This window comes from Zoogloea sp., assembly GCF_041911615.1.
Classification (GTDB): Bacteria; Pseudomonadota; Gammaproteobacteria; order Burkholderiales; family Rhodocyclaceae; genus Zoogloea.
The window spans coordinates 25,927-51,018 of sequence record NZ_JAYROR010000015.1; the positions used below are offsets into that span (position 1 = coordinate 25,927).

Genomic DNA, 25,092 nt, shown 5'->3' on the forward strand with positions numbered 1-25,092 from the left:
AGCCGCCCGGGATTGAGGCCGGGCGCGGAACAGGGCGGGTCCGATCGCGGGGCGACGCTATAATCCGGAGACAACCAGCCCCGGGGCGCCCCCGCGTACCCGACCAATGAGGAGAGGAAGAACATGACCAATGCCGTTTCCACCGCCGTTGCCCCGTTCCAGGCCTACGTGCTTCGACAGGACGAGAACCGCAAGGTTGCCGCCGCCATCGAGACCTGCACCGTCGATCAGCTCGACGACGGCGAGGTGTTGATCGAGGTGGCGTACTCCAGCGTCAACTACAAGGACGCGTTGGCCGCCACCGGCACCGGCAAAATCATCCGTCGCTTCCCGTGCATCGGCGGCATCGACATGTCGGGTACCGTCGTCGAGAGCACCGATCCGCGCTTCAAGGCCGGCGACGCGGTGATCGCCACCAGCTACGACATCGGCGTGGCCCACCACGGCGGCTACGCCCAGTACGCCCGCGTGCCGGCCGCTTGGGTCGTGCCGCTGCCGGCCGGCCTGTCGCTGTTCGACGCGATGGCGCTCGGCACCGCGGGCTTCACCGCCGCGCTCGCCATCGTGCGCATGGAAGACAACGGCCTGGCGCCCGCCAACGGCCCGGTGATCGTCACCGGCGCCAGTGGCGGCGTCGGCGGCCTCGCCATCGACATGCTGGCCGGCCTCGGCTACCACGTCGTCGCCCTGAGCGGCAAAGCCCACGAAGAGGCCTACCTGCGCGAGCTCGGCGCCGCCGAGATCAAGCCCCGCAGCGACATCGACCCCGCCAAGACCCGTCCGCTGGATGTGGGCCTGTGGGCCGGTGCGGTGGACAACGTCGGCGGCGACATCCTCGCCTGGGTGCTGTCCACGATGAAACAGGCCGGCACCGTCGCCAGCATCGGCAACGCCCAGAGCTTCAACCTCAACACCACCGTCTTCCCGCTGATCCTGCGCGGCGTGAGCCTGCTCGGGGTGGATTCCGGCTACATGGGCGAGCCGACCCGTTCCCGCGTCTGGCAGCGCCTGGCCACCGACCTCAAGCCGCGCCACCTGGCCTCGATGACGCGCACGGTGCCGTTTGCCGAACTTCCGGGCGTTTTTAACGACTTCATCGCCGGCAAGGTCAAGGGGCGCACGGTGATTGCCGTTAAGGCTTGAAGTCACCTCCAACAGCGAGTCCAGCATGAATGATGAAAGCGATCAGGTTCTTCCCCGGGTTCTGATCATCGACGACTCCCGGATGGTCCGGGCTTCCATCATCAGGCATGTGCGCGACCGCTTCGACGTGCGCGAGGAGGCGGACGGGGAGGCCGGCTGGCAGACGCTGCTGGTCGACCCGAGCATCCAGGCGGTCATCACCGACATCGGCATGCCCTTGCTCGATGGGTACGGGCTGCTCGAGCGTATCCGTTCCTCGCGCCTGTCGCGCATCAGCACCTTGCCCGTCGTCGTCATCTCCGGCGACGACGAGCCCGATGTGCGGGTGCGGGCCAAGTCGGCCGGCGCCACCGACTTCATCTCCAAGAGCATCGGCAACATCGAGCTGCTGGCCCGTCTGGAGGCGCTGACCCAGCTCGCCCGCACCCAGCGCGATCTCGAAGAGAGCCGCGCCGCCCTCGCCAGTGCCAGTCCGGTCGACCCGGCCTCGGGCCTGGCCACTCAGTCCTACCTCCATTTCCACGCCTCCCAGGAGCTTTCCCTGGCCCAGCGCCGCCACGGCGCGCTGTCGGTGATGGTCATCGAGATCGACCAGTTCGACACCCTCGTCGCGCGCTACGGCGCCCATGTGGCGCAGCTCGTCAATCGCAAGCTCTCCAAGATCATGGCGACCAAACTGCGCAAGGAGGACACCGTCGCCGAACTGGCGCCGGCGCGCTTCGCCGTCGTCTCGCCGAGCACCGACATGGCCGGCGCCGCCGCCTTCGCGATGCGCCTGCAGGGCGCCATCGAGCACATCGTGATGACGTACCGCGAGGAACGCATCCGTATTCGCCTGAGCATCGGCCTCGCCGCCGCCGACCCCGCCCAGATGCAGACCGTCAGCCACCTCATCGGCATTGCCGTGCAGCGCGTGCAGGCCGGTCAGGCCGCCGGCGGCAGCCGCGTGGTGGGCGAGGAGGGCGAGATCACTCCCGACATGCTGGCCCCGGCCCTGCCGCCGCCGCTCAGCATCGACCAGCTCCTGCAGCGGCTCGCCACCACCGGCGTCGACGCGCGCCTGCGCGCGCAGCTTCCGGACGCCATCCGGACCCTCCTTCCTTTGCTGGAATTGATAGAATCCGAGCACCCGTCCGGCCTGCCGCTTGCCACCCTCGCACGCGTCGCAGAAGCCGGTCTGGCCACGACAGCGCACTAAAACCACCCGGCGGGTGTCCCGACGCACCGCCAGCGCTGCCCATGTTCGGCTTTTTACTTGGGGGAGGAACCCATGGCTTCATACAAGGAATTTCACAAGCGCTCCATCGAAGACCGTAACGGCTTCTGGGGCGAGCAGGCCCAGCTGATCCACTGGAACAAACAACCCGAGCAGATCTACGACTTCTCCAACCCGCCCTTCGTCAAGTGGTTCAAGGGTGGCGAGACCAACCTCTGCTACAACGCCGTCGACCGCCACGCGGAAACCAACCCGAACGGCAAGGCGCTGGTCTACATCTCTACCGAGACCAACGAAGAGAAAACCTATTCGTTCTCCGAACTGCGCACCGAAGTCATGCGCATGGCGGCGATCTACCAGAGCCTCGGTGTCAAGAAGGGCGACCGCGTCCTGATCTACATGCCGATGATCGCCGAAGCCTGCTTCGCGATGCTGGCCTGTGCCCGCATCGGTGCGATCCATTCGGTGGTGTTCGGCGGCTTCGCCTCCCACTCCCTGGCCACCCGCATCGACGACGCCAAGCCCACCGTGATCGTCTCCGCCGACGCCGGCATGCGCGGCGGCCGCCCGGTGCCCTACAAGCACCTGCTGGACGAAGCCATCAACCTGGCCGAGCACAAGCCCGCCAAGGTGCTGATGGTCAATCGTGGCCTCGACAAGGAAATGGCCGTGGTCGAAGGCCGCGACGTGGATTACGCCACCCTGCGCGCCGCCCACCTGGACGCCAACGTGCCGGTCACCTGGCTCGAGTCCTCCGAGCCCAGCTACATCCTGTACACCTCCGGCACCACCGGCAAGCCGAAGGGCGTGCAGCGTGACACCGGCGGCTACGCCGTGGCGCTGGCTGCGTCCATGAAGCACATCTACTGCGGCAACGCGGGCGAGACCTTCTTCTCCACCTCCGACATCGGCTGGGTGGTTGGTCACAGCTACATCATCTATGGCCCGCTGATCGCCGGCATGGCCACGATCATGTACGAAGGCACCCCGCTGCGCCCCGACGCCGGCATCTGGTGGAAGATCTGCCAGGAGCAGGAAGTCACCGTCATGTTCAGCGCGCCCACCGCCATCCGCGTGCTCAAGAAGCAGGACCCGGCCTTCCTCAAGAAGTACGACCTCTCCAAGCTGCGCGCCCTTTACTGCGCCGGCGAGCCGATGGACGAGACCTCCCACCAGTGGATGATGGACGAGCTGGGCATCCAGGTCATCGACCACTACTGGCAGACCGAAACCGGCTGGGCCATGCTTTCGCTGATGCCGGGCGTCGAGCACCAGGAAGTGCAGCTAGGCTCGCCGGGCTTCCCGGTGTACGGCTACGACGTGCGCCTGTTCCGCGATGACGGCTCCGAGTGCGGCCCCAACGAGAAGGGCATCGTCGGCGTCGTGCCGCCGCTGCCGCCGGGCTGCCTGTCCACCGTGTGGGGCGACGACAAGCGCTTCGTGTCCACCTACTTCACCCTGTTCCAGGAGCCGCAGGTCTACTCCAGCTTCGACTGGGGTATCAAGGACGACAACGGCTACTACAAGATCCTCGGCCGCACCGACGACGTCATCAACGTCGCCGGCCACCGTCTGGGCACCCGCGAGATCGAGGAAGCGGTGCAGTCGCACCCGGCCATCGCCGAAGTCGCGGTGGTGGGCGTCGCCGACCAGCTCAAGGGCCAGATGCCGATGGCCTTCGCCGTGGTCAAGGACCCGGCCACCATCGACACCCCCGAAAAGGTCGTGGAGCTCGAGAAGGCCGTGATGAAGATCGTCGACGGCAGCCTCGGCGCCATCGCCCGTCCGGCCCGCGTGCACTTCATCTCCGGCCTGCCCAAGACCCGTTCGGGCAAGATGCTGCGCCGCTCGATCCAGGCCCTGGCCGAAGGCCGCGACCCGGGCGATCTGACGACCATCGAAGACCCGACCACGCTGGACCAGATCAAGGCCGCCCTCGGCGCCTGATCGCCCTCCAGCCCAACCCGAAAGCCGACCGCTCACCCGGTCGGCTTTTTTGTCTCCCAGCGGGGCGGGCGCCATCGTTCTCCGGCCGCAGAACGAATCGCCCGCCACCCCTGTCTGTCGATCATCCCACCACGTTCCGTCTGCGCCGCCCGATGAACCCCTTCCGCCTGCCGATCCTGCTCCTTGTGCTCCTGCCCGGCCTTGTCGCGGCGGCCGCGCCCAGCGTCGTCTGTCACACCACCTACGGCGGCGAAACCCACGCCCATCGCGTGCGCCCGGTGGCCTCGCCCTACGGCGTCGAGGCCGTGCCCATCGGCAGCCACTTCCTGTTCAAGCCGGTGGTCGAGATCGCGCCGGCCGGGCTCTCCGCGGTCAAGATCTACACCTACGCCGATCTCGATCACGGACCGGTGCCGCTGCACCAGGCCAGCTACCCGCTGCCCCTGCGCCGCCAGGCCGGGCCCTTCGGCTTCACCGGCCAGCAGCGCGTGTACGAACCACGCCGCGACAGCGAGCTGGAATATTGGTGCGAAATCGCCCCCGGAGGCCGCCGGTGAGCGCCCGCCGTCTGCTGCTGGCGGCCGCGTTGCTCGTCGTGGCGCCGATGTCGCGCGCCGACACCCTGCGTCTCGTCTTCGCCGGCGACGTGATGCTCGACGACGGCCCCGGCCGGCTCATCGCCGCCGGCGGCGACCCGCTCGCCGCCTTCGCGCCGCTCCTCGCCGACGCCGACTACCGCATCGCCAACCTCGAATGCCCGGTGGCCACCACCGGCACGCCGCTCGCCAACAAGATCTACAGCTTCCGCGCCGACCCGCGGGTGCTGTCGCGGCTGGGGGGCCGTTTCGACGCCGTCTCCCTCGCCAACAACCACTCTGGCGATTACGGCCGCGACGCCTTCGTCGAGACCATCGCCCACCTGGACGCCGCCGGCATCCGCCGCTTCGGCGGCGGCCGCAACCTCGCCGACGCCCACGCCCCCCTGTGGATCGAGCGCAAGGGCCTGCGCGTCGCGGTGCTCGGCTACAACGAGTTCAAGCCGCGCGCCTTCGAGGCCGGTGCCCGCCACGCCGGCATTGCCTGGAGCGAAGACAGCCAGGTGGTCGCCGACATCCGCGCCGCCCGCAAGGCGGGGGCCGATCTGGTGATTCCCTTCATGCACTGGGGCTGGGAGCGTGAGCGCCAGCCCTCCGCGCGTCAGCGTGCCTTGGCCCGGCGCATGATCGATGCCGGCGCCGCCGCGGTAGTCGGCGGCCATCCCCACGTCACCCAGGGCGCCGAACTGTACCGGGGCCGGCCCATCGTCTACAGCCTCGGCAACTTCGTCTTCGACGGCTTCGACGACGAGCCCGCCGGCCGCGTCGGGTGGCTGCTGCGGCTCGAACTCGACAAACGCGGCGTCGTCGCCTGGCGCACCGTCGAAGCGCAACTCGACGGCGACGGCTCGCCGGCCCCCGCGCCCGGTGCCGCCACCCCTTGCGGCCGGCGGGGCGAGCCCCGCGTCAGGCTGTGCCGCCCCCCCTGACTGCCCGCCGTCACCGCCTTGTCGGCGTTTGCGCGACGGCGATTTTTATCGAGAAATCAACGCGAATCCCCAGGTTCAGGGCCGGGCGTCGGGAGCGATGCCACACGCCGTCGCCCCCTCGCCGCACGCCTGTGCATAGAATGGCCGCTGCATGTCCTCGCCGATCGGCGCCGCGCCACGACCCGTCAAAAAAACACCCGGAGACCACCACGATGAAACTCGCCTACGCCTTGCCGTCCGCCGTCCTGGCCGCCCTGAGCGGCGCCCCCCTGGCCACCCACGCAGCCTGCCCCACCGATCTCGAAGCCGCCGCCGTGGCCGCCGCCATCGTCGCCCGCCAGCCGGTGCCCGCGCCGGCCGGCGAGATGAGCATCGCCGATGGCCTGTGCGGCCGCGACAAGGTGGTGCGCTTCCTCGCCCAGACCTACGGCGAGGTGGCCGGCTACAAGGCCGGGCTCACCAGCCCGGCGGTGCAGCAGCGCTTCAAGTACGACGCGCCCCTGCGCGGCACCCTGTTCAAATCCATGCTGGTGCCCGGCGGCAGCACGCTGCCCGCCAGCTTTGGCACTCGCCCGGTGTTCGAGGCCGACCTGCTGGTGGAAGTGGCCGACCCGGCGGCGCTGGCCAAAGCCGACACGCCGCTGGCCGCCCTCAAGGCGCTCAAAAGCTACGCGCCCTTCATCGAATTGCCCGACCTGATGGTGGCCGACCCGTCAAAACTGGGCGGCCCGATGCTGGCGATGATCAACGTGGGCGCCCGCGCGGGCGTCGTCGGCAAGGCCATCCCCATCAAGGCGACCCCCGCGCTGGCTGAGTCCTTCGCAACCATGAGCGTCACCGTCGCCGACGCCAGCGGCGCGGTGCTCGACACCGGCAATGGCGGCGCCACCCTCGGCAACCCGCTGAATGCCGCCAGCTGGCTCGCCCGCGATCTCGCCGCCGCCGGCATTCCCCTCAAGCGCGGCGATCTGCTGTCGCTCGGGTCATTCACCAAGCTGCTGCCGCCCAAGGCCGGGCTGGCGGTGACGGTGAAATACGCAGGTCTACCGGGCGATCCGGCGGTGGGGGTGAGCTTCCGCTGACGCGGCTGCCGCGTTCAGCCCTCGTTTGCCTCGGCGAGCATCGCCTGGAGCGCGGCAATCATCTCATCAAGCTCGGCGACCAGCCGCCCCCCGGCCTTGAGCGCGTGCGCGATGGTCACTTTCAATCCTTCCCCGATGACATGGGGAAGGATACCCGGGCTGCCCGGGGGACGAACCGCCTACCCGTGCCGCGGCTGGGTCAGGATGGCGTGGCCGTCTTCGAGGCGTTCGACCTGGGCCAGGGTGGACACCGGCACCCGCAGATCCTCGATGTGCTCGCGGCCGCCCTTGAAGCGCTTTTCGACGACGAAGCCGGCGCCCAGCACCTCGGCGCCGGCTTCGCGGGCCATCGCGATGAGGGCGGCGGCGGTGCGGCCGTTGGCGAGGAAGTCGTCGACGATGACGACCCGCTGGCCGGCTTTGATGTAGCGGGTGGAGATCGCCAGCTGCGTCTCGCCGCCCTTGGTGGGCGAGGGCAGGGTGCGGCACACGGCGGGGGTCTCCACGTCGAGGGCGTACTTCTTGGCGTAGACCATCGGCACGCTGAGGGCCTGGGCGACGATCAGCGCGGGGGCGATGCCGCTGGCCTCGGCGGTGAGGATCACGTGGGGCTGGAAGAAGGACAGCCGGCGGGCCAGCTCGTGGGCCAGCTCGAACAGGAAGGCGGGTTCGATGCGGTGGTTGAGGAAGTGGTCGATGACGAGCATCTGGCCGTCGACGCTGCCCTCGGCTTCGATGCGGCGGACGAGGGGCAGGTAGGGGGCGGTGAGGTCGAGATGGGGGCTCATGATGGCGGTCGGGTGGGGCCGGCGCGAGGGCAGACCGGCGGATTCACTGTATCAATGGGTGGCGGGGGGCGGCGTGACGCTTTCCGCGAGGCGGACGAGACGCCGGCGCACCAGACCGATGTGTTCGCGCAGGGTGTACAGCTCGTTGCTGAAGGCCAGCGGCAGCTTGCGGTGGGCGGCGCGCTGCTCGATGCGGTCGAGCCGGGCGAGGAAGGCGGCGAGCGCGGCGGGCGTGCGGGCGGCCTCGGGAGTGGCGTCGATCTCGGCTTCGAGGTATTTCAACTCGCCGTACCAGCGGTACACCCGCGAGCGCATGCGCCAGTTGTAGAGGCCGGGCAGCACCTTGGAGAGCGGCAGCACCACCGCGATCAACGGCAGGATCATGACGAACAGGCGGTCGATCAGGACCGCCAGCCAGAAGGGCAGGTAGCGTTGCAGCAGCGGCGGGCCGGATTCGTAGAAGCGCTGGGCCATGGGGTGCAGCGGCAGGGCGTGGTCGTGGGGGGTGGGAAAGGCGTTGGCGGCCTGGAGCAGGCCGGGCGGGCTGTGCAGCTCGCGGGCGTGCTTGAGGAGCAGGGTGACGATGGCCGGGTGGATGTCGGCCTTGACGACGAGGTTGGCGGTGGCGGCGACGAGGTGGATGTCGCGCGGTGGGCGGTCGCCGCCGATGTCGAGGGCGCCGCGGGGCAGGGTGACCTTCACGAGATGCGGGAAGTGGCGCACGTAGCCGTCGGCCTGGGCGAAGTCGAGCAGGCTGATGCCTTCGGCGTGAAGCAGGGCGTCCACCACCGGCGCCTGGGGCGCGCCGACGACGAAGAAGGCGTCCACGTCGCCCTGCCTGAGGGCCGTGACGGCCTCCATGCCCCCGATGGCGACGAGGGTGGGGTCGTGGGTCTGGAAGCCGTTGGCCGACAGCAGTTGCAGCGCGAAGAGCTGGGCGCCGCTGCCCGGCACGCCGATGGCGAGGCGCTTGCCCTTGAACTGGTCGATGCGTTCCAGCGCCTCGCGGCCGCGGTAGAACACCCATACGGGTTCGAGGTACATGCTGCCGAGGGTGGCGAGGTCTTCGGCGTCGGGTTCGTTGGCGATGCCACCCTGCACGAAGCCCACGTCGACACTGTCGTCGGTCTTGAGGCGGCGCAGGTTCTCGACGGCGCCGCTGGAGGGGCGCAGCTCGACCTCGATGCCTTCCTGGGCGAGCTTCTCCCGGTAGCGCTCGCCGAAATAGTGGTAGGCGCCTCCCGCCGCGCCGGTGCTGAAGACGATCTTCTTGGGCGGCGCCGGCCGCACGAACTGCCAGGCCAGCACGAAGGCGCCGGCGATCAGCAGCAGGGCGGGCAACGCCAGGGTCAGCAGGTCGCGCAGGTTGCGGGTGTCGGCGGAGTCGGAGGGGGTGCGGCGCATGATGGCGTTGGCGTGCGGGCGGCCCGGCGGGTCGAGGCTTGGGGGGCGAATCTTACCGCGCCGGCGGGCTGGCCGTGGGCGCGCCGGCCCATGATCGCCGGATGGGGCTGGCGGCTGGCGGGGCGATGCCGGCGGCCGGTGGCGTGGTCGGCCTGCCTTTTGTCGGCCGGCAATCTCCGGTACATTGCGCCCCCGGCTTTGAAACACAAGGATTTTTCCCCGATGACCCGCCTCCTGCTGGCGCCGATGGAAGGCCTCGCGGACGACGTTCTGCGCGAGGTGCTGACCCGCGTGCCGGGCTACGACCATGCGGTGACCGAGTTCGTGCGCGTTTCCGGCACGCGGTTGCCCCGGCGCGCCTTCGTTCGCACCGCGCCCGAGCTGACGACCGGCAGCCGCACCGGCAGCGGAACGCCGGTGCGGGTCCAGCTGCTGGGCTCGGACCCGGCGTGCATGGCCGACAACGCGGCGCAACTGGCGCGCCTGGCGCCGGCGGGCATCGACCTCAACTTCGGATGCCCGGCGCCGCTGGTCAATCGGCATGGCGGCGGCGCGGCGCTGCTCGACGAGCCGGAGCGCCTCTACGCGATTGCCTGCGCGGTGCGCGCGGCGGTGCCGCGGTCGATTCCGTTCACCGCCAAGATGCGTCTGGGGGTGGCGGATACGGCCCGGGCCCTGGATTGCGGCCGCGCGCTGGCCGACGGTGGGGTGGAGGGGCTGGTGGTCCATGCCCGCACCAAGAACGACGGCTACCGTCCGCCGGCCCATTGGGAATGGGTGGGGCGCATCGCCGACGTGGTGGTGGTGCCGGTGGTGGCCAACGGCGAGGTGTGGAACGAGGACGACTGGCGGCGCTGCCGGGCGGTGAGCGGCGCTCGCGACGTGATGCTGGGCCGCGGCGCGGTGGCCGACCCGTTCCTGGTGCGGCGCATCCGCGCGGGCGGCGAGGCGCCGGTGGACCGCGACGCGGAGTGGGCCGAGTTGCTGCCGCTGATCGGGGAGTTCTGGCGCCGGGTGCTGGCCAAGGTGGAGTCGCGCCATGCGCCGGGGCGGCTCAAGCAGTGGCTGGGGCTGATGCGGCGCAACTTTCCGGCGGCAGAACGGCTGTACGCGGAGCTGCGGGCGCTCAAGGACGCGCCGGCGGTGAGCCACCTGCTGGCGCGTCACGGCGTTCCGGTGCTGTTGGCCGCCGCGTAGAATTGCGGGATGTACGCCAATTCGAAGATTCCCGAGAGCGCCCAGCAGGGCGTTCATGAAAACCTCGTCGAACGGGTCGCGAAGCACGCCCGTTCCGATTTCCGCAAACCCTGCCTCGATTACAACAAGGCCGCCTTCGAGGCCAGCCTCGCGGGCTGGGACGGCAAGGCGCCGCTGATCCTCGACGCCGGCTGCGGCGTGGGACACAGCACGATCCAGCTGGCACGGGCGTTTCCCGATCACTGGGTGATCGGCGTCGATCAGTCCGAAGACCGCCTGACCCGCAAGAAGCCCTACCCGGACGCCCTGCTGCCGAAGAACATGGTCTTCGTGCGGGCCGATCTGGTGGATTACTGGCGCCTCATGTCCGATGCCGGCATCCGCCTGGCGCGGCATTACATCCTGTACCCGAACCCCTGGCCGAAGATCGGCCACCTGACCCGGCGCTGGCACGCCCACCCGGTGTTTCCGTTCGTGCCGCGGCTGGGGGGACGGCTGGAATGTCGCAGTAACTGGAACATTTATGTGGAAGAATTCGCCGTCGCGCTGGGGCTGCTCACCGGTCGTGAGGTGGGTTGGGAGGCCTTCGAGGCGCCCGTTCCGCTGACCCCTTTCGAACGCAAGTACCGGGATTCCGGCCAGACCCTTTACCGGTGTGTGGTGGAGTTCGATCGCCAACCCAACCTGGAGCAAGACCCGTCATGACCCGAATCCAATCCGAACCGCTGTCCGACGAAGAGCTGGAACAACTCGAGGAGCTGCTCGTCTCCGACGATGTGCCCGCCGACTGCATGAACCTCGAGATGCTCGACGGCTATCTCGCCGCGATCATCGCCTCGCCGCTGCCGGTCAAGGTCGAGCAATGGCTGCCGGCGGTGTGGACCGCCGACGAAGGCGAAGTGGGCTTTGGTTCCGGCGCGGTGCTGCAGAAGGCCATCGAGCTGGTCCTGCGCTATCACAACGACATGCTGGCGCTGATCGGCGACGACGAGGGCGACGAGGAAGGCGAGGCCGAGGGCTGGCAGCCGTTCTGCTACGCCCAGGGCGGCGAGGACGACCCGGCCATCGGCGAGGAGTGGACCAACGGTTTCGAGCAGGGCTTCGAGATGTGGCCGCCGGAGTGGCCGGATGCGGTGAGCGATACCGCCATCGCCGAGGAACTGCTGGAAACCCTTCTCGGTGCCGAGGAGGAAGTCGTGGTGCCGCCCGATGCCGAGGCCCAGCTCGCTGAGCTGGAAGAAAAGGGCCTCGCCGTGCAGCACCTGTTCCAGACCTGGCGCGCCCTCGGCCTGCCGGCGCCCGAGCCTGTGGCGGTGAGCGCGGCGGCCGGCGCCCGGAAGAGCGGGCCCGGGCGCAACGATCCCTGCCCCTGCGGCAGCGGCAAGAAGTACAAGAAGTGCTGCGGCGCGGACGCCTGATCGGGTCGGCCGCGGTGCGGCCCGGGCGCCGCGCGCGGTGAAGTACCGCGGCGAGATCGATGGGCTGCGCGCGGTCGCAGTCCTGCCGGTGATCCTCTTCCACGCCGGCTTCGGGCTGTTCGGCGGGGGCTACGTGGGGGTGGATGTGTTCTTCGTGATCAGCGGTTACCTGATCACGCGCATCCTGCTGGCGGAGCTGTCGGCGGGGCATTTCACGCTGGTCGGCTTCTACGAGCGACGGGCGCGGCGCATCCTGCCGGCGCTCTTCGTGGTGATGCTGGCCTGCCTGCCGTTCGCGTGGTCGTGGCTGGCGCCGGGCGAGATGCTGCGCTTCTGCAACAGTCTGATCGGCGTTTCGCTGTTCGCGTCGAACATCGTGTTCTGGCGCGAGAGCGGCTATTTCGACACCTCGGCCGAACTCAAGCCGCTGCTCCACACCTGGAGCCTGGCCGTCGAGGAGCAGTACTACCTCTTCTTTCCGCTGCTGCTGATGGCGGCCTGGCGGCTCGGGCCGCGGCGCATCGCCGTGCTCCTGGGCGGGGCGCTGCTGGCGAGCCTGCTGCTGGCCGAGTGGGTGCTGCGCCGCGATGCCACCGCCGCCTACTATCTGCTGCCGACCCGCGGCTGGGAGCTGCTGGCCGGGGCGCTGACGGCCGTGGTGCTCGCGGCGCGGGCCGGCGCGAGCGGCGCACTGGAGCCGCGCGACCGCCGTGTCGCCGAGCTGGCGAGCCTGGCCGGGCTGGCGGCGGTGTTGGGCGCAGTATTCCTGTTCGACCGCCAGACGCCGTTTCCGGGCTTCTGGGCGGCGCTGCCGGTGGCCGGCACGGCGCTGCTGGTGCTGTTCGCATCGCCCGCGACCCGGGTCGGGGCCTTGCTCGGCAATCGCTTCCTGGTCGGCATCGGGCTGCTGAGCTACAGCGCTTACCTGTGGCACCAGCCGCTACTGGCCTTCGCGCGGGTGCGCAGCGTCGAGGCCCCGGGCGCGGCGACGATGGCCGGGCTGGCGCTCGCGTCGCTGGCCCTGGCCTACTTGACGTGGCGTTTCGTCGAGCGCCCCTTCCGCAACCGGCGGACGGTACCGCGACGGGCGGTGTTCGTGCTGAGCGGGGTGTGCCTGCTAGGTTTCATCGCGCTGGGGCAGGGCGGGCGGATGAGCGGCGGCTACGTGTCGGCGCGGCTCGGAGAACGGCAGATCGCCCTGCGCCAGACGGCCTTGCCGAGCCCGAAGCGCGAGGCGTGCCACACCCTCGACAGCGCCGACTTTCCGCCGCCATCCGCGGCGTGCAGCTACTTCGGACCCGACGTGCGCTGGGCGGTGTTCGGCGACAGCCACGCGGTCGAGCTCGCCTACGCTCTGGCCGAGGGGCTGCGTCCGGCCGGGCAGGGCGTCAAACATCTGAGCTTCAGCGGCTGCGGACCGCTGTTCGGACGAACCGACCTCGACACCCCGTGCCGCCGCTGGAGCGACGCCGCGCTCGACTACCTGCTGGCGACGCCGTCGATCCGTACCGTGGTGGTGAGCTACCGGATGAACCTGCACCTGTTCGGCGAGCACGAGGGCGTCTATCCGGCGCTGCCCGATGCGGTGCCGGCAGCCGAGCGGGCGCGTCTGTGGCGGGCCTACGTGACGATGCTTGAACGCCTCGTGGCGGCGGGCAAGCAGGTGGTGGTAGTGCTGCAGGCGCCCGAACTGCGCAAGGGCATCGACGATCTCGCGCTGGTCGAGGGCGAGCGCGATGCCATCGTCGGTGTGCCGCGTGCCTGGTGGGAAGCCCGCCAGGCCTTCGTGCGCAGCCATCTGACCGAGCTGCCGCCCGGGGTGACGGTGGTCGACCCCGCCGAGCTGTTCTGCGACGCCGACAAGTGCTACGCGGCCCGGGGTGGCGCAGCCGATTATTTCGACGACGATCATTTGTCGATGCACGGCGCACAGCGGCTCGCCGGGCGCATCCTGAACCTGCCGGGGCCCGTTCCGGCCCCCTGACCGTGGAGTGAATCGAGTGGCCGATCCCTGCTTGAGTTGTGGCGCGTGTTGCGCGAGTTTTCGGGTGGATTTCCATGTCTCCGACCTGGAGAACCAGCCGGGCGGATGCGTGCCGCCGAACCTGACGGTGCCCGTCACCGCCACCCTGGTGCGCATGCGCGGCACCGATGACGGACCGCCCCGGTGCATCGCCCTGGAAGGGGAGATTGGCGGTGCGGTGCGCTGCACGATCTACGACCGCCGCCCCGGCCCGTGCCGCGACTTCGCGCCCTTCGCGGCACTGGGCATCGGGGACGAAGGCTGCGCCCGCGCCCGTCGTCGCCATGGCATGAAACCGCTCGACGAGTGATTTTGTGCCCGAAATCCGCGCGACGTGACAGTTAGATACATTTCGACCGCCCGGGATGTGACGGAGCAGCTTAGTCTTTCACTTTTACAACCAGAAGGAGCGACACATGGGTTTGCTGAGTTTCGTACGTGAAGCAGGTGAAAAGCTGTTCGGTCGCAAGGACGTGGAGGCCGCCGCCGCCGAGCCGAGCGCCGCCGACAAGCTGGCCGATCTCAACCAGAAGGCTGCCGCCGCCATCGTCGCCTACATCGACAAGCAGGGCCTCGACACCAGCGCCCTGCGGGTGAGTTTCGACGGCGTGAGCAGCACCGTCACCGTTGCGGGCACCGTCGCCGACCAGGCGACCAAGGAGAAAGTGCTGTTGTGCTGCGGCAACGTGGATGGCGTGGACAAGGTGGACGACCAGCTCGGCGTCACCAATCCCGAGCCGCCGGCACAGTTCCACACCGTGGTGCGCGGCGACACCCTGTCGGCCATCGCCAAGACCTACTATGGCAACGCCAATGCCTACATGAAGATCTTCGAGGCCAACAAGCCGATGCTTGGTCACCCGGACAAGATCTACCCGGGCCAGGTGCTGCGCATTCCGGCCTGAATCGTGCCGTAGCGGCCGCCGGCGGGCGGCCCGGATTGGCGGATTGGGTCGGCTCTGACACAATCCGCCGCTCCTTTCACATTTCCGTCACAGACCGGAGCCCGCCATCATGACCATCCGTTTCCCCGTTGAAGGCGAATTCATCCAGCTCGACCAACTGCTGAAGGCTGCCGGGCTGTGCGGTTCGGGCGGTGAGGCGAAGCAGCGCGTCGCCGACGGCGTGGTGTTCGTGGATGGCGAGATCGAGAACCGCAAGCGGGCCAAATTGCGTCCGGGCCAGCGCATCGAGTTCGCCGGCGAGACCATCGAGCTGGTCGCCGCGGGCTGACCCGTCCCGGGCCGGCCCGCTCGTCCCCGGACGGACGTCCGGGGCGATTCCGTCTTATTTCAGCAGACCTTCGGCCTTCAGTGCAGCCTGCACGGCCGGACGTGCCTGGATGCGCTCGACGAAGGCGCCGAGGCTCGGCCATGCGCCGATGTCGACGCCCACGAAGCCGGTCCACCCGAGCACCGTGAAGAGATAGGCGTCGGCCACCGAGAAGGTGTCGCCCAGCAGATAGGGCTTGGCTTCGAGCGCGGCGGCGGCGATCGGCAGGCGACGGGCCAGCAGCGCGCGGGCGGCGTTCTTCATGTCGTCGGTGGCGGCCGGGTTGAACAGCGGGCTGAAGTTCTTGTGCAGCTCGGTGCCGATGAAGGTGAGCCATTCCTGCAGGCGGGCGCGGGCCAGTGTGCCGCACGGCGGGGCGAGCTGCTTTTCGGGCACCAGATCGGCGACGTACTGGATGATGGCCGGGCCTTCGGTGAGCACCTCGCCGTCGTCGAGCTGCAGCGCGGGCACGTAACCTTTGGGGTTGATGGCGCTGTAGTCGCCGCCGGAGGCGAGTTCCTTGGTGCGCAGATTGACTTTCTCGAGGGTGACGTCGAAGCCGGCTTCGCGCAGTACGATGTGGGGCGACAGCGAGCAGACGCCGGGGGCGTAGTAGAGCTTCATGGGTGGTCTCCTGGGGTGGTGTCAGTCCGGGTGGATGTCCCCGGTGGTGTAATGCCAGCGTTCGCCGAGGCGCACGAAGCGGCTGGTTTCGTGAAGACGGTGGGCGCGGCCGCCAATCTTGTAGCGGGCGACGAATTCGACGAGGGCGTGGGTGGCGTCCTCCTGGTGGTGACGCTTGATCGCGAGGCCCAGCCACTTGGTGGGCGGCTCGTCGGCGAGCCGTAGCTCGTTGGGGCGGAAGTCCGGGTGCCAGGTGGCCAGCAGGTAACCCTCGCGGCCGAGCGTGAAGGCCGTGTAGCGGGAGCGCATCAGCGCCTCGGCGGTGGGTGCCGGGGTGTCGGAGTCGAGGTAGCGTCCGCAGCAGTCGGCGTAGCCGGACGCGTTACCGCAGGGGCAGGGCAGGGCCATGAAGGGTCGTCGGGCAAGGTGGTGGCGCATTCTGGAATGCCTCGCCGATCGCCGCAAGCCAAAATGGGCCCCGACACTGGAGAGTTCGCTGCCGTTGCCGTTATCCGTGGTTGGAGATCGGCGGCGGGTCGGAGGCGATCCGGACCGCCGGCCGGGAACGAAACACCCCGGGGAGGGTGCGGTGCGGACGAAGTCTGGGGATGGGGCTGCAATGGGACTGAAAAGGTGGATGGTGGGGATTCGCGGCAAGCTGATCGCGATCTTCGTGGTCATCAAGGTGCTGCCGCTGTTGTTGCTGGCGCTCCTGGCATGGAGCATGGCCCAGCGCCTGGGCGACACGGTGAGCGCACAGGCCAGCGCGATGGCCGAGTCGATGCTCGCGACCATCAAGCAGGTGAGCAACGCGGCCACCGACGACGCGATCAAGGCGCTCGACGACCGTGCCCGGGTGGCCATCGAGCGGCTGACGACCGATACCGCCCGCGCCGTGGCGGCGTTTTTGTACGACCGGGACTCGGACGTGCTGCAGGCGGCGCAGATCGAGCCGAGCGAGGCGGCGTATCGCAGCTTCCTGCGCCACCGGGAGCGGCCGCTGCATCGCCACGGCGAGTGGCGCCTGTCCGACGACCAGACCCGCTGGGAGCCCGCCGCACCGGAAAGCTGGGACGAGGCGCTGGCGGCCGACGCGCAGCAGGCCTTGCCCGACAACGCCAGTGCGTTCAGCGCCCGTCCGCCGGAATTCATCGGCCACGTCGAGCCGCGGCCGTTGTTCGTCGAGATGAGCTTCATCGACCTGCAGGGGCGCGAGCGGGTCAAGGTGGTGACGGGGGCGCTCAGTACGCCGGCCCTGCGCGACGTGAGCGACCCCCACCAGACCTTCCTGAAGGCCGAGCGCTACTGGCCGGCGCTCAAGCAGCTCAAGCCGGGCGAGATTTACGTGTCGGAGGTGATCGGTGCCTACGTGGGCAGCAAGGTGGTGGGCGCCTACCTGCCCGCCAGCGCGCAGAAGGCCGGCATCGCCTTCGAGCCGGAGAAGTCGGCCTACGCGGGCACCGAGAATCCGCTCGGCAGGCGCTTTCGCGGCATCGTGCGGTGGGCGACGCCGGTGGTGCGCGGGGAGCGGATCGTCGGCTATGTGACCCTGGCCCTTGATCACGACCACATCCGCGAATTCACCGATCACATCAGCCCCACCGATTCGCGCTACACGCCGATCAACGATGCCATCGCCGGCAACTACGCGTTCATGTGGGATCACCGTAGCCGGGCGATTTCGCATCCGCGGGATTACTTCATCCCGGGCTACGACCCGGCCACCGGCGAGCCCGTCACGCCGTGGCTGGACCAGTCGCTCTACGAGGCCTGGCAGGCGTCCGGAAAGCCTTCGCAGGCCTTCCTGGCCGAGGTCAAGCCCTTCGATGCGCAGTCGCTGAAGAAAAAGCCCGCCGCCGCCCAGGTCAAGGCCGGCACGGTAGGACTGGATTGCCGCTATCTCAACTTCTCGCCCCAGTGCGCCGGCTGGAACCAGCTGACCGAGAACGGCGGCTCCGGTTCGTTCAAGATATTCTTCTCGGGGCTCTGGAAGCTCACCACCGCGGCGGCCATTCCGTACTACACCGGCCAGTACGGCGAATCGAAGCGGGGGTTCGGCTTCGTCACCATTGGCGCCAACGTGGACGATTTCCACCGCGCCGCCACCGATTCGGCCGCACGTATCGGCCAGAGCATCGCCGAGATGGACAAAGCCTTCCTGGCCCAGCGCCAGGGGCTGCGCGACGGCATCGCCACCAATCTCGCCCAGACCGCCGGCGCATTGAGCCTGTCGACGCTGGTGATGGTGGTGCTGGTGATCATCGTGGCGATCTGGATGGCGCAGTTCATCACGCGGCGCATCACCACGATGATCGACGGCCTCGGCCGCTTCCAGTCCGGCGATCTGTCCCATCGGCTGGAAGTGCGCTCCACCGACGAGATGGGGCAGCTCGCCCAGTCGTTCAACAGCATGGCCGACGAGGTGCAGGAATCGTTCGCGCGTTCCGAGGAGGCGCGGGGCCGGGCCGAAGAGGCCAACAAGCTCAAGTCGGACTTCCTCGCGAGCATGTCCCATGAACTGCGCACGCCGCTCAACGGCATCCTCGGCTATTCCGAACTACTGCAACTCGAACTCGAGGACCCGGGCCAACAGGAATTCGCCGCGACGATCCACGCGTCGGGCCAGCACCTGCTCGACATCGTCAACGACCTGCTTGATCTCGCCAAGGTCGAGGCGGGACGGATGGACGTCAAGTTCGCCACCCAGGATCTGGCCCGGCTGGCGTCCGAACTGGTCGGCACGCACCGGGCCTACGCCCAGGCTAAAGGGCTCGAGATGGCGCTCCAGCTGGCCGACGACCTGCCGTCCGAGATCGTCATCGATGCGCAGCGCGTGCGCCAGATCCTCAATAACCTCTTGAACAACGCGATCAAGTTCACCGAAAATGGCAAGGTTGGCTTGACTGTCCGGCGCGACGGCGAGTGCATCGCCTTCGACGTGTCGGACAGCGGCCCCGGCATTCCGCCCGAAGCCCAGGAACTCATCTTCGAGAAATTCCGTCAATTGGATCAGTTCATGACCCGCGATCACGGCGGCACCGGCCTCGGACTGGCGCTGGCGCGCGAACTGGCCCATCTGTTGGGGGGCGATCTCCGGGTGCGTTCGCGCATCGGCGAGGGCTCGACCTTCACCCTTACCCTACCTGCGAACGGGCAGCTGTCCCGATAGGCATCCTTCCATGAGCGATTCGCCCACTCCATCCCAGAAACGGGTGCTCGTCGTCGACGACAACGCGATCAACCGGCGGCTCGCCATCGCCTTCGTCACCCGCTTAGGCTACGCCACCGACCAGGCCGAGGACGGTCCGGCCGCGCTCGGCAAACTCGGCGAGGGGCCGTTCGACATTGTCTTCCTCGACATCAGCATGCCCGGCATGTCGGGCGAGGAAGTGCTCGCGCGGATCAGGGCCGACGGCCGGTTCGGCGGCCTGCGCGTCATCGCCTATACTGCCCATGCGCTGCCCGAAGAAAAGCAGCGCCTGATCGACGCCGGCTTCGACGACCTCCTCATCAAGCCGATCACCCTCAGTGCCGTCGAGCGCATCCTGGCTGCCTGAGGCAGGGCGCAGCAGCGCCCGGGAGCCGTTGAACTTGTGGGAAGATTTGAATTGTGCGTTCGCACAATCGAAGGCATTTTAAAATATAATATATATAAGACTTGGCGTCGTCAGACAAAAACCAAAGGCCGGTCTGTGAGGGAGACGCGTGCCGGGCCGCGACGGTCCGCCGCGAAGACAGCATCACCGTAATGTAACCATCGTCTAGGAAGGATCTACCCATGCTTGAAGCCTACCGCCAGCACGTTGCCGAGCGTGCCGCCCTCGGCATTCCGCCGCTGCCCCTGTCGAAGCAGCAAACCCAGGCTCTGGTCGAACTGCTGCAGAACCCGCCGGCCGGCGAGGAAGCTTTCCTGGTAGACCTGCTCACCTATCGCGTTCCCGCCGGTGTCGATGACGCCGCCAAGGTCAAGGCCGAATTCCTGGCCAAGGTCGCCAAGGGCGAGCTGGCCTGTGCGCTGGTTTCCAAGGTCAAGGCCACCGAACTGCTGGGCACCATGCTCGGCGGCTACAACGTCAAGCCGCTGATCGATCTGCTGGGCGACGCTGAGTGCGGCGCCACCGCGGCCGAGGGCCTCAAGAAGACCCTGCTGGTCTTCGACTACTTCCACGATGTGGCCGAACTGGCCAAAGCCGGCAACGCCAATGCCAAGGGCGTGATGCAATCTTGGGCCGACGGCGAGTGGTTCACCTCCCGCCCCGAAGTGCCCGCCAGCCAGAAGCTCACCGTCTTCAAGGTCACCGGCGAAACCAACACCGACGACCTGTCGCCCGCGCCGGACGCCTGGTCCCGCCCCGACATCCCGCTGCACGCGCTGGCCATGCTCAAGAACCCGCGTCCGGGCATCGAAGCCGACGAGCCGGGCTCCCGCGGCCCGATCAAACAGCTCGAGAAGCTGGCCGCCAAGGGTAACCTGATCGCCTACGTCGGCGACGTGGTCGGCACCGGATCTTCCCGCAAGTCCGCCACCAACTCCGTGCTGTGGTTCACCGGCGAGGACATCCCGTTCGTTCCGAACAAGCGTTTCGGCGGCGTGTGCCTGGGCTCCAAGATCGCCCCGATCTTCTTCAACACCATGGAAGATGCCGGCGCGCTGCCGATCGAGATCGACGCCGGTCAGATGGACATGGGCGACGAGATCGAGCTGAAGATCGACCAGGCCACCGGCAAGGTCGTCGCCACCAAGAACGGCACCACCATCGCCGAATCCCAGCTCAAGACGCTGGTGATCCTCGACGAAGTCCGCGCTGGCGGCCGCATCCCGCTGATCATCGGCCGTGGCCTCACCGCCAAGGCCCGTGAAGCCCTGGGCCTGCCCGTCTCGACCCTGTTCCGCCTGCCGCAGAACCCCGCCGATTCCGGCAAGGGCTTCTCGCTGGCCCAGAAGATGGTCGGCCGCGCCTGTGGCCTGCCGGAAGGTCAGGGCGTGCGTCCGGGCACCTACTGCGAGCCCAAGATGACCACCGTCGGCTCCCAGGACACCACCGGCCCGATGACCCGCGACGAACTGAAGGATCTGGCCTGCCTCGGCTTCTCCGCCGACCTGGTGATGCAGTCCTTCTGCCACACCGCGGCCTACCCGAAGCTGGTGGACGTGCGCATGCACCGCGAGCTGCCGTCCTTCATCTCCACCCGCGGCGGCGTCTCGCTGCGTCCGGGCGACGGCGTGATCCACTCCTGGCTGAACCGCCTGCTGCTGCCCGACACCGTCGGCACCGGCGGCGACTCCCACACCCGTTTCCCGATCGGCATCTCCTTCCCGGCCGGCTCCGGTCTGGTCGCGTTTGCCGCCGCCACCGGCGTGATGCCGCTGGACATGCCGGAGTCGGTGCTGGTCCGCTTCAAGGGCAGCATGGAAGACGCTACCAAGCGCGGCATCACCCTGCGTGACCTGGTCAACGCGATCCCGCTGTACGCCATCAAGGCCGGCCTGCTGACCGTCGAGAAGAAGGGCAAGAAGAACATCTTCTCCGGCCGCATCCTCGAGATCGAAGGTCTGCCGGACCTGAAGGTCGAACAGGCCTTCGAACTGTCCGACGCCGCTGCCGAACGTTCCGCCGCGGCCTGCTCGGTGCAGCTGAACAAGGCGCCGATCGTCGAGTACATGCGTTCCAACATCACCCTGATGAAGTGGATGATCGCCGAAGGCTACGAGGATGCCCGCACCCTGAAGCGCCGCATCAAGGCCATGGAAGAGTGGATCGAGAGCGGCGTGCTGCTCCAACCGGACGCCAACGCCGAATACGCCGCCGTGATCGAGATCGATCTGGCCGACGTGACCGAGCCGATCCTGGCTTGCCCGAACGATCCGGACGACGTCAAGGTGCTGTCCGAAGTCCAGGGCGACAAGATCGACGAAGTCTTCATCGGCTCGTGCATGACCAACATCGGCCACTTCCGCGCCGCGGGTAAGGTGCTGGACGGCAAGTCCGACATCCCGACCCGCCTGTGGATCGCCCCGCCGACCAAGATGGACGCCCTGATCCTGACCGAAGAAGGCTACTACAGCGTCCTCGGCAAGGCCGGCGCGCGCATGGAAATGCCGGGCTGCTCGCTGTGCATGGGTAACCAGGCGCAGATCCGCAAGGGGTCCACTGCGGTGTCCACCTCGACCCGTAACTTCCCGAACCGCCTGGGTATCGACACCCGCGTGTACCTGGCTTCTGCCGAACTGTCCGCCGTCGCCGCCCTGCTGGGCCGTCTGCCGACCGTCGCCGAGTACCAGGAGCAGGTCCAGGCCGTCAATGCGAAAGCCGCCGAGGTCTATCGCTACATGAACTTCGACCAGATCCCCGCTTTCGTTGAAGTGGCGGATACCGTCGAGATGTAATCTCCGCCTGAGGCACCGTTCGCGGTGTCGCCAGCGAGTTCGACCCCTGCCGTCCGGGTTTCCGGGCGGCAGGGGTTTTTTGTTTTTGGGCGTCCAATGCAGAGGTGAGGGACGGATGGCATGGGTCGGTGCGCGCTGCCCAGCGCGCTAAATCGCGTTAAAACGAAAAAATCATTAAAAACGACTTTATTTTTTTAATCGTTAAAAGTGATAATACTCAAAACCCTGACGCCGCAGCCATGAAGCACGAATCCCAGTCTTCCCTCACCTGTTCCACCCGTGACGCCGCGCGTTTGCTCGGCGTCAGCATCCGCACCGCGCAATTGTGGGTCGAGGATGGACGGTTGCGGGCCTGGAAGACGCCGGGCGGGCATCGGCGGATCTTGATCGAATCGGTGGATCGCCTGCTGGACGAGCAGCGCAGGGCCGGCCTGCCGGTGGGCCGGGCGTCCTACGGCGTGCTGCTGTTGCGCGAGAACGAGCGCGAGCGTGCCGCCTTGCTGGCGCTGCTCGACACCCTGCTGCCCGATTGCGTGCTCAGCGCCGCGTCGAGCGGTTTCGAGGGCTTGATCCAGATCGGCGAAAATGCGCCGGACGTGCTGATCACCGATCTGGGCGTCACGGGGCTGGATTTCTTCCGGATGATCCATTCGCTGCTCGGTTATCTGCGCGACCGGCAGATGCTGGTGGTCGTGCTCCTCGCGGCGGGGTCCGACCGTGGCGCGGTCGCCGAACGGATGCCGACGGGAGTGGTGCTGGTCGATCCGCCGGTGGATGGCCCCGAGCTGGCGGCGCTGGTGTGGGGTTTGCTGCGCGACCGGGACATGGGGACGACGGGGCCACACGCTGTACGGGACAGGGCGAACAGGTCGAGCTAGTCCGGCCCCGCCAACAAAACCCCCCCGGCGTACGGGGGTTTTTTGTTGGCGGGACTGGTCCGGCAGCGTGCGGTACGTCTCAGGCCAGGTCGGCCGGCATCACGGTGCGCAGTACGGTCTGGGTTTCACCTTCGCGGACGCGGTTGGTGAACCACCACAGGGCCCCTTTCTTGATCGTCCAGTCGGCTTCGTGACCCGACAGGAGGAGCGAGGCCAGACGGCCCAGTTCCGGTTGGTGGCCGACGACCAGGGCCGAGCCGCCGCCGTCGGGCCAGCCGCAGGCGGCGAGAATCGCGGAGATGTCGTTGCCGGGCCCGAGCGCGGGGACGATCTCGAAATCCTGGGTGAAGGCGCTGGCGGTCTGGCGCGTGCGCACGGTGGGGCTGACCAGTACGCGGAGCTTCTTCGGTCGGCGCTTTTCCAGCCACTCGGCCACCTTGTGCGCCTGCCGGATGCCCCGCTCGGTGAGTTCGCGGGTGCTGTCGGGCAGGCCGTCGACGGCTTCCGCGTGGCGCCACAGCAGCAAATCCATTTGGGTTGTCTCCTCGTTTTTTGAAATAGCCAGGGATTCTCGGCCATCAAGGTTACCGCCAGATGAATGCATCAGCGCCGCCACGGCGCTTTACCCCACAGCACCGATTCGAGGGACGGCAACACGCTCTTGCGCAAGCGGGCGATCCGCGGGGCGTGCCAGCCGGCGACGAAGGCCGCGCCGCTGCGCAGCTCCGGATCTTTGCCGGCCCAAGCCTTGAGGCGGTTGCGGGCGACGATTTCGTCGTTGAGGTAGCCGAGGGTTTCCTGGACTTCGGCGATCTCGTTGGCGAAACGCACGGTGGCCTTTTCGGGCAGCAGTGGGAGCAGGAATTCGATGCCGTAACGCAGACGCTTGAGGGCAACGCGCAGTTCGTGGAGTTTTTCGGGGTGCAGGTCGGCCGCGGCAACGAAGCGCTTGCGGGCGCGCTTGCGCAACTGGCTCAGCTGAAGACGCGCGAAGGTGGTGAGGTTAGCCGACTTGACCAGCGAATCGCTCTGCAGGGCGAACAGGTCGGCGGCCAGGGCCAGCATCTGGCGGCCGTGGCTGGCGGCGAGGAGTTGCTCGCGGGCGGCGGCCTTTTCGCGGTCGCGCCGGTCGATGGCCATGGCGATCAGACGTTGGGTGGCATCGTCGGCCAGGCCCGATTCGGCAACCGGGCTGAGGACTTCGGCCAGCATCACATCCAGGTCGCGGGCGGCGCCGAGGCCGTCGGCGGCGTCCTTGAGGCCTTGCGACCAGCGCTCGACGAAGGCCGCGGGCAGGGCCGGACCGAACAGCCGGAGCGCCGAGCGCAGGCGTCGCAGCGCGACCCGCAGCTGGTGGATGAACTCCGGGTCGTCGCTCTCGCGGGCGCCGGATTCGTTGGTCTGCCACAGGGCCAGGCAGTCGAAGGCGATGATCCGGAAGGCGTCCACCGGCGACTGCTCGGCGGCGAGGCGGGACGGGCGGGCCTTGGCGGGACGCAGGGCGTGGTTTGAGTACAGGCGGTAGCCACGCTCGGCCTTGCTGACGTTTTCGGGGGTGAGGGGCAGGTTCTCGGCCAGTTGCAGGGCGAGGGCGTAGAGCTCGCGGGGGTCGCCCTCGACCAGTTCGAGTTCGAGCTCGCACAGCGGACGGGTCTGCGCGCCGGCCTCGATTTGGCCGTTGTCGATCATGGCGAGCACCTTGACCCCTTCGCGCGGGGTGAGGATGCAGGTCTCGCGCTTGAAGTGGGTGGTGAACACCGGCACGAGCTGGGGCTGCAGGTTTTCGAGCCGGCTGCGCACGTCGTCGCTGTCGATCGCCGAGAAATCGAAGGCGCCGTTCACGTAGGGCTGCTCCCATTCGGGACGCGCCGACAGGCCGCCGATGGACTCGGCCGCGCACTTCACGGTCTGCAGCCAGCGCGTGCCCGCCTTGCGGGTGCGCACCGCCATGCGACGTTCGCGCAGTTCGAGTTCGGGCGTGTCGAAGTAGGTGTTCTCGAGGGTGACGCTGCGGCCGTCACGCGGCGCGTCGGCGATCAGGGGATGGCGGCGCAGGGCGGGGAGGGCCTTTTGCGGGAGGGTCAGCTTGAGTTCGATTTCGCGGCTCATGGGGATGCCATCGGTTGTCATGGAACAGCCCGGATTCGGGCGCGGGCCATTCTAGTCCCGATGGCGGGCCGCTGTCTT

Annotated in this window: 23 protein-coding genes; 17 read left to right on the forward strand and 6 right to left on the reverse strand. The window is 68.2% G+C overall.

Annotated features, from left to right (window positions below; translation table 11 throughout):
- Positions 1-123: 123 nt before the first annotated feature.
- From ACE3P2_RS01870 to ACE3P2_RS01895, 6 genes are all read left to right on the forward strand, one after another.
- Positions 124-1,143, forward strand: a complete 1,020-nt coding sequence (locus tag ACE3P2_RS01870; RefSeq protein ID WP_374260297.1) for an oxidoreductase — start codon at positions 124-126, stop codon at positions 1,141-1,143.
- A 25-nt stretch (positions 1,144-1,168) separates the two neighbouring features.
- On the forward strand, positions 1,169-2,341 hold the full coding sequence (locus ACE3P2_RS01875; RefSeq protein WP_374260299.1) for a diguanylate cyclase: 1,173 nt from the start codon (positions 1,169-1,171) through the stop codon (positions 2,339-2,341).
- A 72-nt stretch (positions 2,342-2,413) separates the two neighbouring features.
- Positions 2,414-4,306, forward strand: coding sequence for a propionate--CoA ligase (locus tag ACE3P2_RS01880; RefSeq protein WP_374260301.1), 1,893 nt, complete (start codon positions 2,414-2,416; stop codon positions 4,304-4,306).
- 152 nt (positions 4,307-4,458) lie between these two features.
- Complete coding sequence (locus tag ACE3P2_RS01885) at positions 4,459-4,863, forward strand: hypothetical protein (protein WP_374260304.1); 405 nt, start codon at positions 4,459-4,461, stop codon at positions 4,861-4,863.
- Complete coding sequence (locus tag ACE3P2_RS01890; protein ID WP_374260306.1) at positions 4,860-5,831, forward strand: CapA family protein; 972 nt, start codon at positions 4,860-4,862, stop codon at positions 5,829-5,831. Before ACE3P2_RS01885 ends, ACE3P2_RS01890 begins: the two co-directional genes overlap by 4 nt.
- A gap of 212 nt (positions 5,832-6,043) precedes the next feature.
- Positions 6,044-6,913, forward strand: a complete 870-nt coding sequence (locus tag ACE3P2_RS01895) for a 2-keto-4-pentenoate hydratase (protein WP_374260308.1) — start codon at positions 6,044-6,046, stop codon at positions 6,911-6,913.
- A 179-nt stretch (positions 6,914-7,092) separates the two neighbouring features.
- Here the strand turns inward: ACE3P2_RS01895 and xpt are convergent, their stop codons facing one another.
- A complete protein-coding gene (xpt, locus tag ACE3P2_RS01900) occupies positions 7,093-7,701 on the reverse strand; it encodes a xanthine phosphoribosyltransferase (protein WP_374260310.1) in 609 nt (202 codons plus the stop codon).
- A 51-nt stretch (positions 7,702-7,752) separates the two neighbouring features.
- A complete protein-coding gene (locus ACE3P2_RS01905) occupies positions 7,753-9,105 on the reverse strand; it encodes a TAXI family TRAP transporter solute-binding subunit (protein WP_374260313.1) in 1,353 nt (450 codons plus the stop codon).
- A gap of 222 nt (positions 9,106-9,327) precedes the next feature.
- Here ACE3P2_RS01905 and ACE3P2_RS01910 point away from each other — a divergent pair, with 222 nt between their 5' ends.
- From ACE3P2_RS01910 to ACE3P2_RS01940, 7 genes are all read left to right on the forward strand, one after another.
- Positions 9,328-10,302 carry a tRNA dihydrouridine synthase gene (locus ACE3P2_RS01910; RefSeq protein ID WP_374260316.1) on the forward strand — a complete coding sequence of 325 codons (975 nt, stop codon included), beginning with the start codon at positions 9,328-9,330 and terminating at the stop codon, positions 10,300-10,302.
- Between the two features lie 9 nt (positions 10,303-10,311).
- Positions 10,312-11,007 carry a tRNA (guanosine(46)-N(7))-methyltransferase TrmB gene (locus tag ACE3P2_RS01915; RefSeq protein WP_374260319.1) on the forward strand — a complete coding sequence of 232 codons (696 nt, stop codon included), beginning with the start codon at positions 10,312-10,314 and terminating at the stop codon, positions 11,005-11,007.
- Complete coding sequence (locus ACE3P2_RS01920) at positions 11,004-11,720, forward strand: UPF0149 family protein (RefSeq protein ID WP_374260322.1); 717 nt, start codon at positions 11,004-11,006, stop codon at positions 11,718-11,720. The genes ACE3P2_RS01915 and ACE3P2_RS01920 overlap by 4 nt, the downstream gene beginning before the upstream one ends.
- A gap of 37 nt (positions 11,721-11,757) precedes the next feature.
- Positions 11,758-13,704: an acyltransferase family protein gene (locus ACE3P2_RS01925; protein ID WP_374260325.1), complete on the forward strand. Its 1,947-nt coding sequence runs from the start codon at positions 11,758-11,760 to the stop codon at positions 13,702-13,704.
- A gap of 16 nt (positions 13,705-13,720) precedes the next feature.
- Positions 13,721-14,053 (forward strand): YkgJ family cysteine cluster protein, encoded by a 333-nt coding sequence (locus ACE3P2_RS01930; protein ID WP_374260327.1) that lies wholly within the window; start codon positions 13,721-13,723, stop codon positions 14,051-14,053.
- A 106-nt stretch (positions 14,054-14,159) separates the two neighbouring features.
- A complete protein-coding gene (gene lysM, locus ACE3P2_RS01935) occupies positions 14,160-14,648 on the forward strand; it encodes a peptidoglycan-binding protein LysM (protein ID WP_374260329.1) in 489 nt (162 codons plus the stop codon).
- 109 nt (positions 14,649-14,757) lie between these two features.
- Positions 14,758-14,976 carry an RNA-binding S4 domain-containing protein gene (locus tag ACE3P2_RS01940; protein WP_374260332.1) on the forward strand — a complete coding sequence of 73 codons (219 nt, stop codon included), beginning with the start codon at positions 14,758-14,760 and terminating at the stop codon, positions 14,974-14,976.
- Between the two features lie 54 nt (positions 14,977-15,030).
- Here the strand turns inward: ACE3P2_RS01940 and gstA are convergent, their stop codons facing one another.
- Together gstA and ACE3P2_RS01950 are read right to left on the reverse strand one after the other, a co-directional pair.
- A complete protein-coding gene (gene gstA, locus ACE3P2_RS01945; RefSeq protein WP_374260335.1) occupies positions 15,031-15,639 on the reverse strand; it encodes a glutathione transferase GstA in 609 nt (202 codons plus the stop codon).
- Between the two features lie 21 nt (positions 15,640-15,660).
- Positions 15,661-16,077: a YchJ family protein gene (locus ACE3P2_RS01950; RefSeq protein WP_374260337.1), complete on the reverse strand. Its 417-nt coding sequence runs from the start codon at positions 16,075-16,077 to the stop codon at positions 15,661-15,663.
- Positions 16,078-16,258: 181 nt separating this feature from the next.
- Here ACE3P2_RS01950 and ACE3P2_RS01955 point away from each other — a divergent pair, with 181 nt between their 5' ends.
- The 4 genes from ACE3P2_RS01955 to ACE3P2_RS01970 all read left to right on the forward strand — a co-directional run bounded on the left by ACE3P2_RS01955 (position 16,259) and on the right by ACE3P2_RS01970 (position 22,905).
- Positions 16,259-18,808, forward strand: coding sequence for a sensor histidine kinase (locus ACE3P2_RS01955; protein WP_374260340.1), 2,550 nt, complete (start codon positions 16,259-16,261; stop codon positions 18,806-18,808).
- A 10-nt stretch (positions 18,809-18,818) separates the two neighbouring features.
- Entirely contained in the window at positions 18,819-19,196 is a 378-nt protein-coding gene (locus tag ACE3P2_RS01960) for a response regulator (protein ID WP_374260341.1), read from the forward strand.
- Between the two features lie 221 nt (positions 19,197-19,417).
- Complete coding sequence (locus ACE3P2_RS01965) at positions 19,418-22,027, forward strand: bifunctional aconitate hydratase 2/2-methylisocitrate dehydratase (protein WP_374260343.1); 2,610 nt, start codon at positions 19,418-19,420, stop codon at positions 22,025-22,027.
- Between the two features lie 239 nt (positions 22,028-22,266).
- On the forward strand, positions 22,267-22,905 hold the full coding sequence (locus ACE3P2_RS01970; RefSeq protein WP_374260346.1) for a helix-turn-helix domain-containing protein: 639 nt from the start codon (positions 22,267-22,269) through the stop codon (positions 22,903-22,905).
- Between the two features lie 79 nt (positions 22,906-22,984).
- Here ACE3P2_RS01970 and ACE3P2_RS01975 read toward each other — a convergent pair whose 3' ends face one another.
- Both ACE3P2_RS01975 and ACE3P2_RS01980 read right to left on the reverse strand, forming a co-directional pair.
- On the reverse strand, positions 22,985-23,437 hold the full coding sequence (locus ACE3P2_RS01975) for a histidine phosphatase family protein (RefSeq protein WP_374260348.1): 453 nt from the start codon (positions 23,435-23,437) through the stop codon (positions 22,985-22,987).
- 71 nt (positions 23,438-23,508) lie between these two features.
- A complete protein-coding gene (locus tag ACE3P2_RS01980) occupies positions 23,509-25,014 on the reverse strand; it encodes a CHAD domain-containing protein (protein ID WP_374260349.1) in 1,506 nt (501 codons plus the stop codon).
- Positions 25,015-25,092 lie beyond the last annotated feature (78 nt).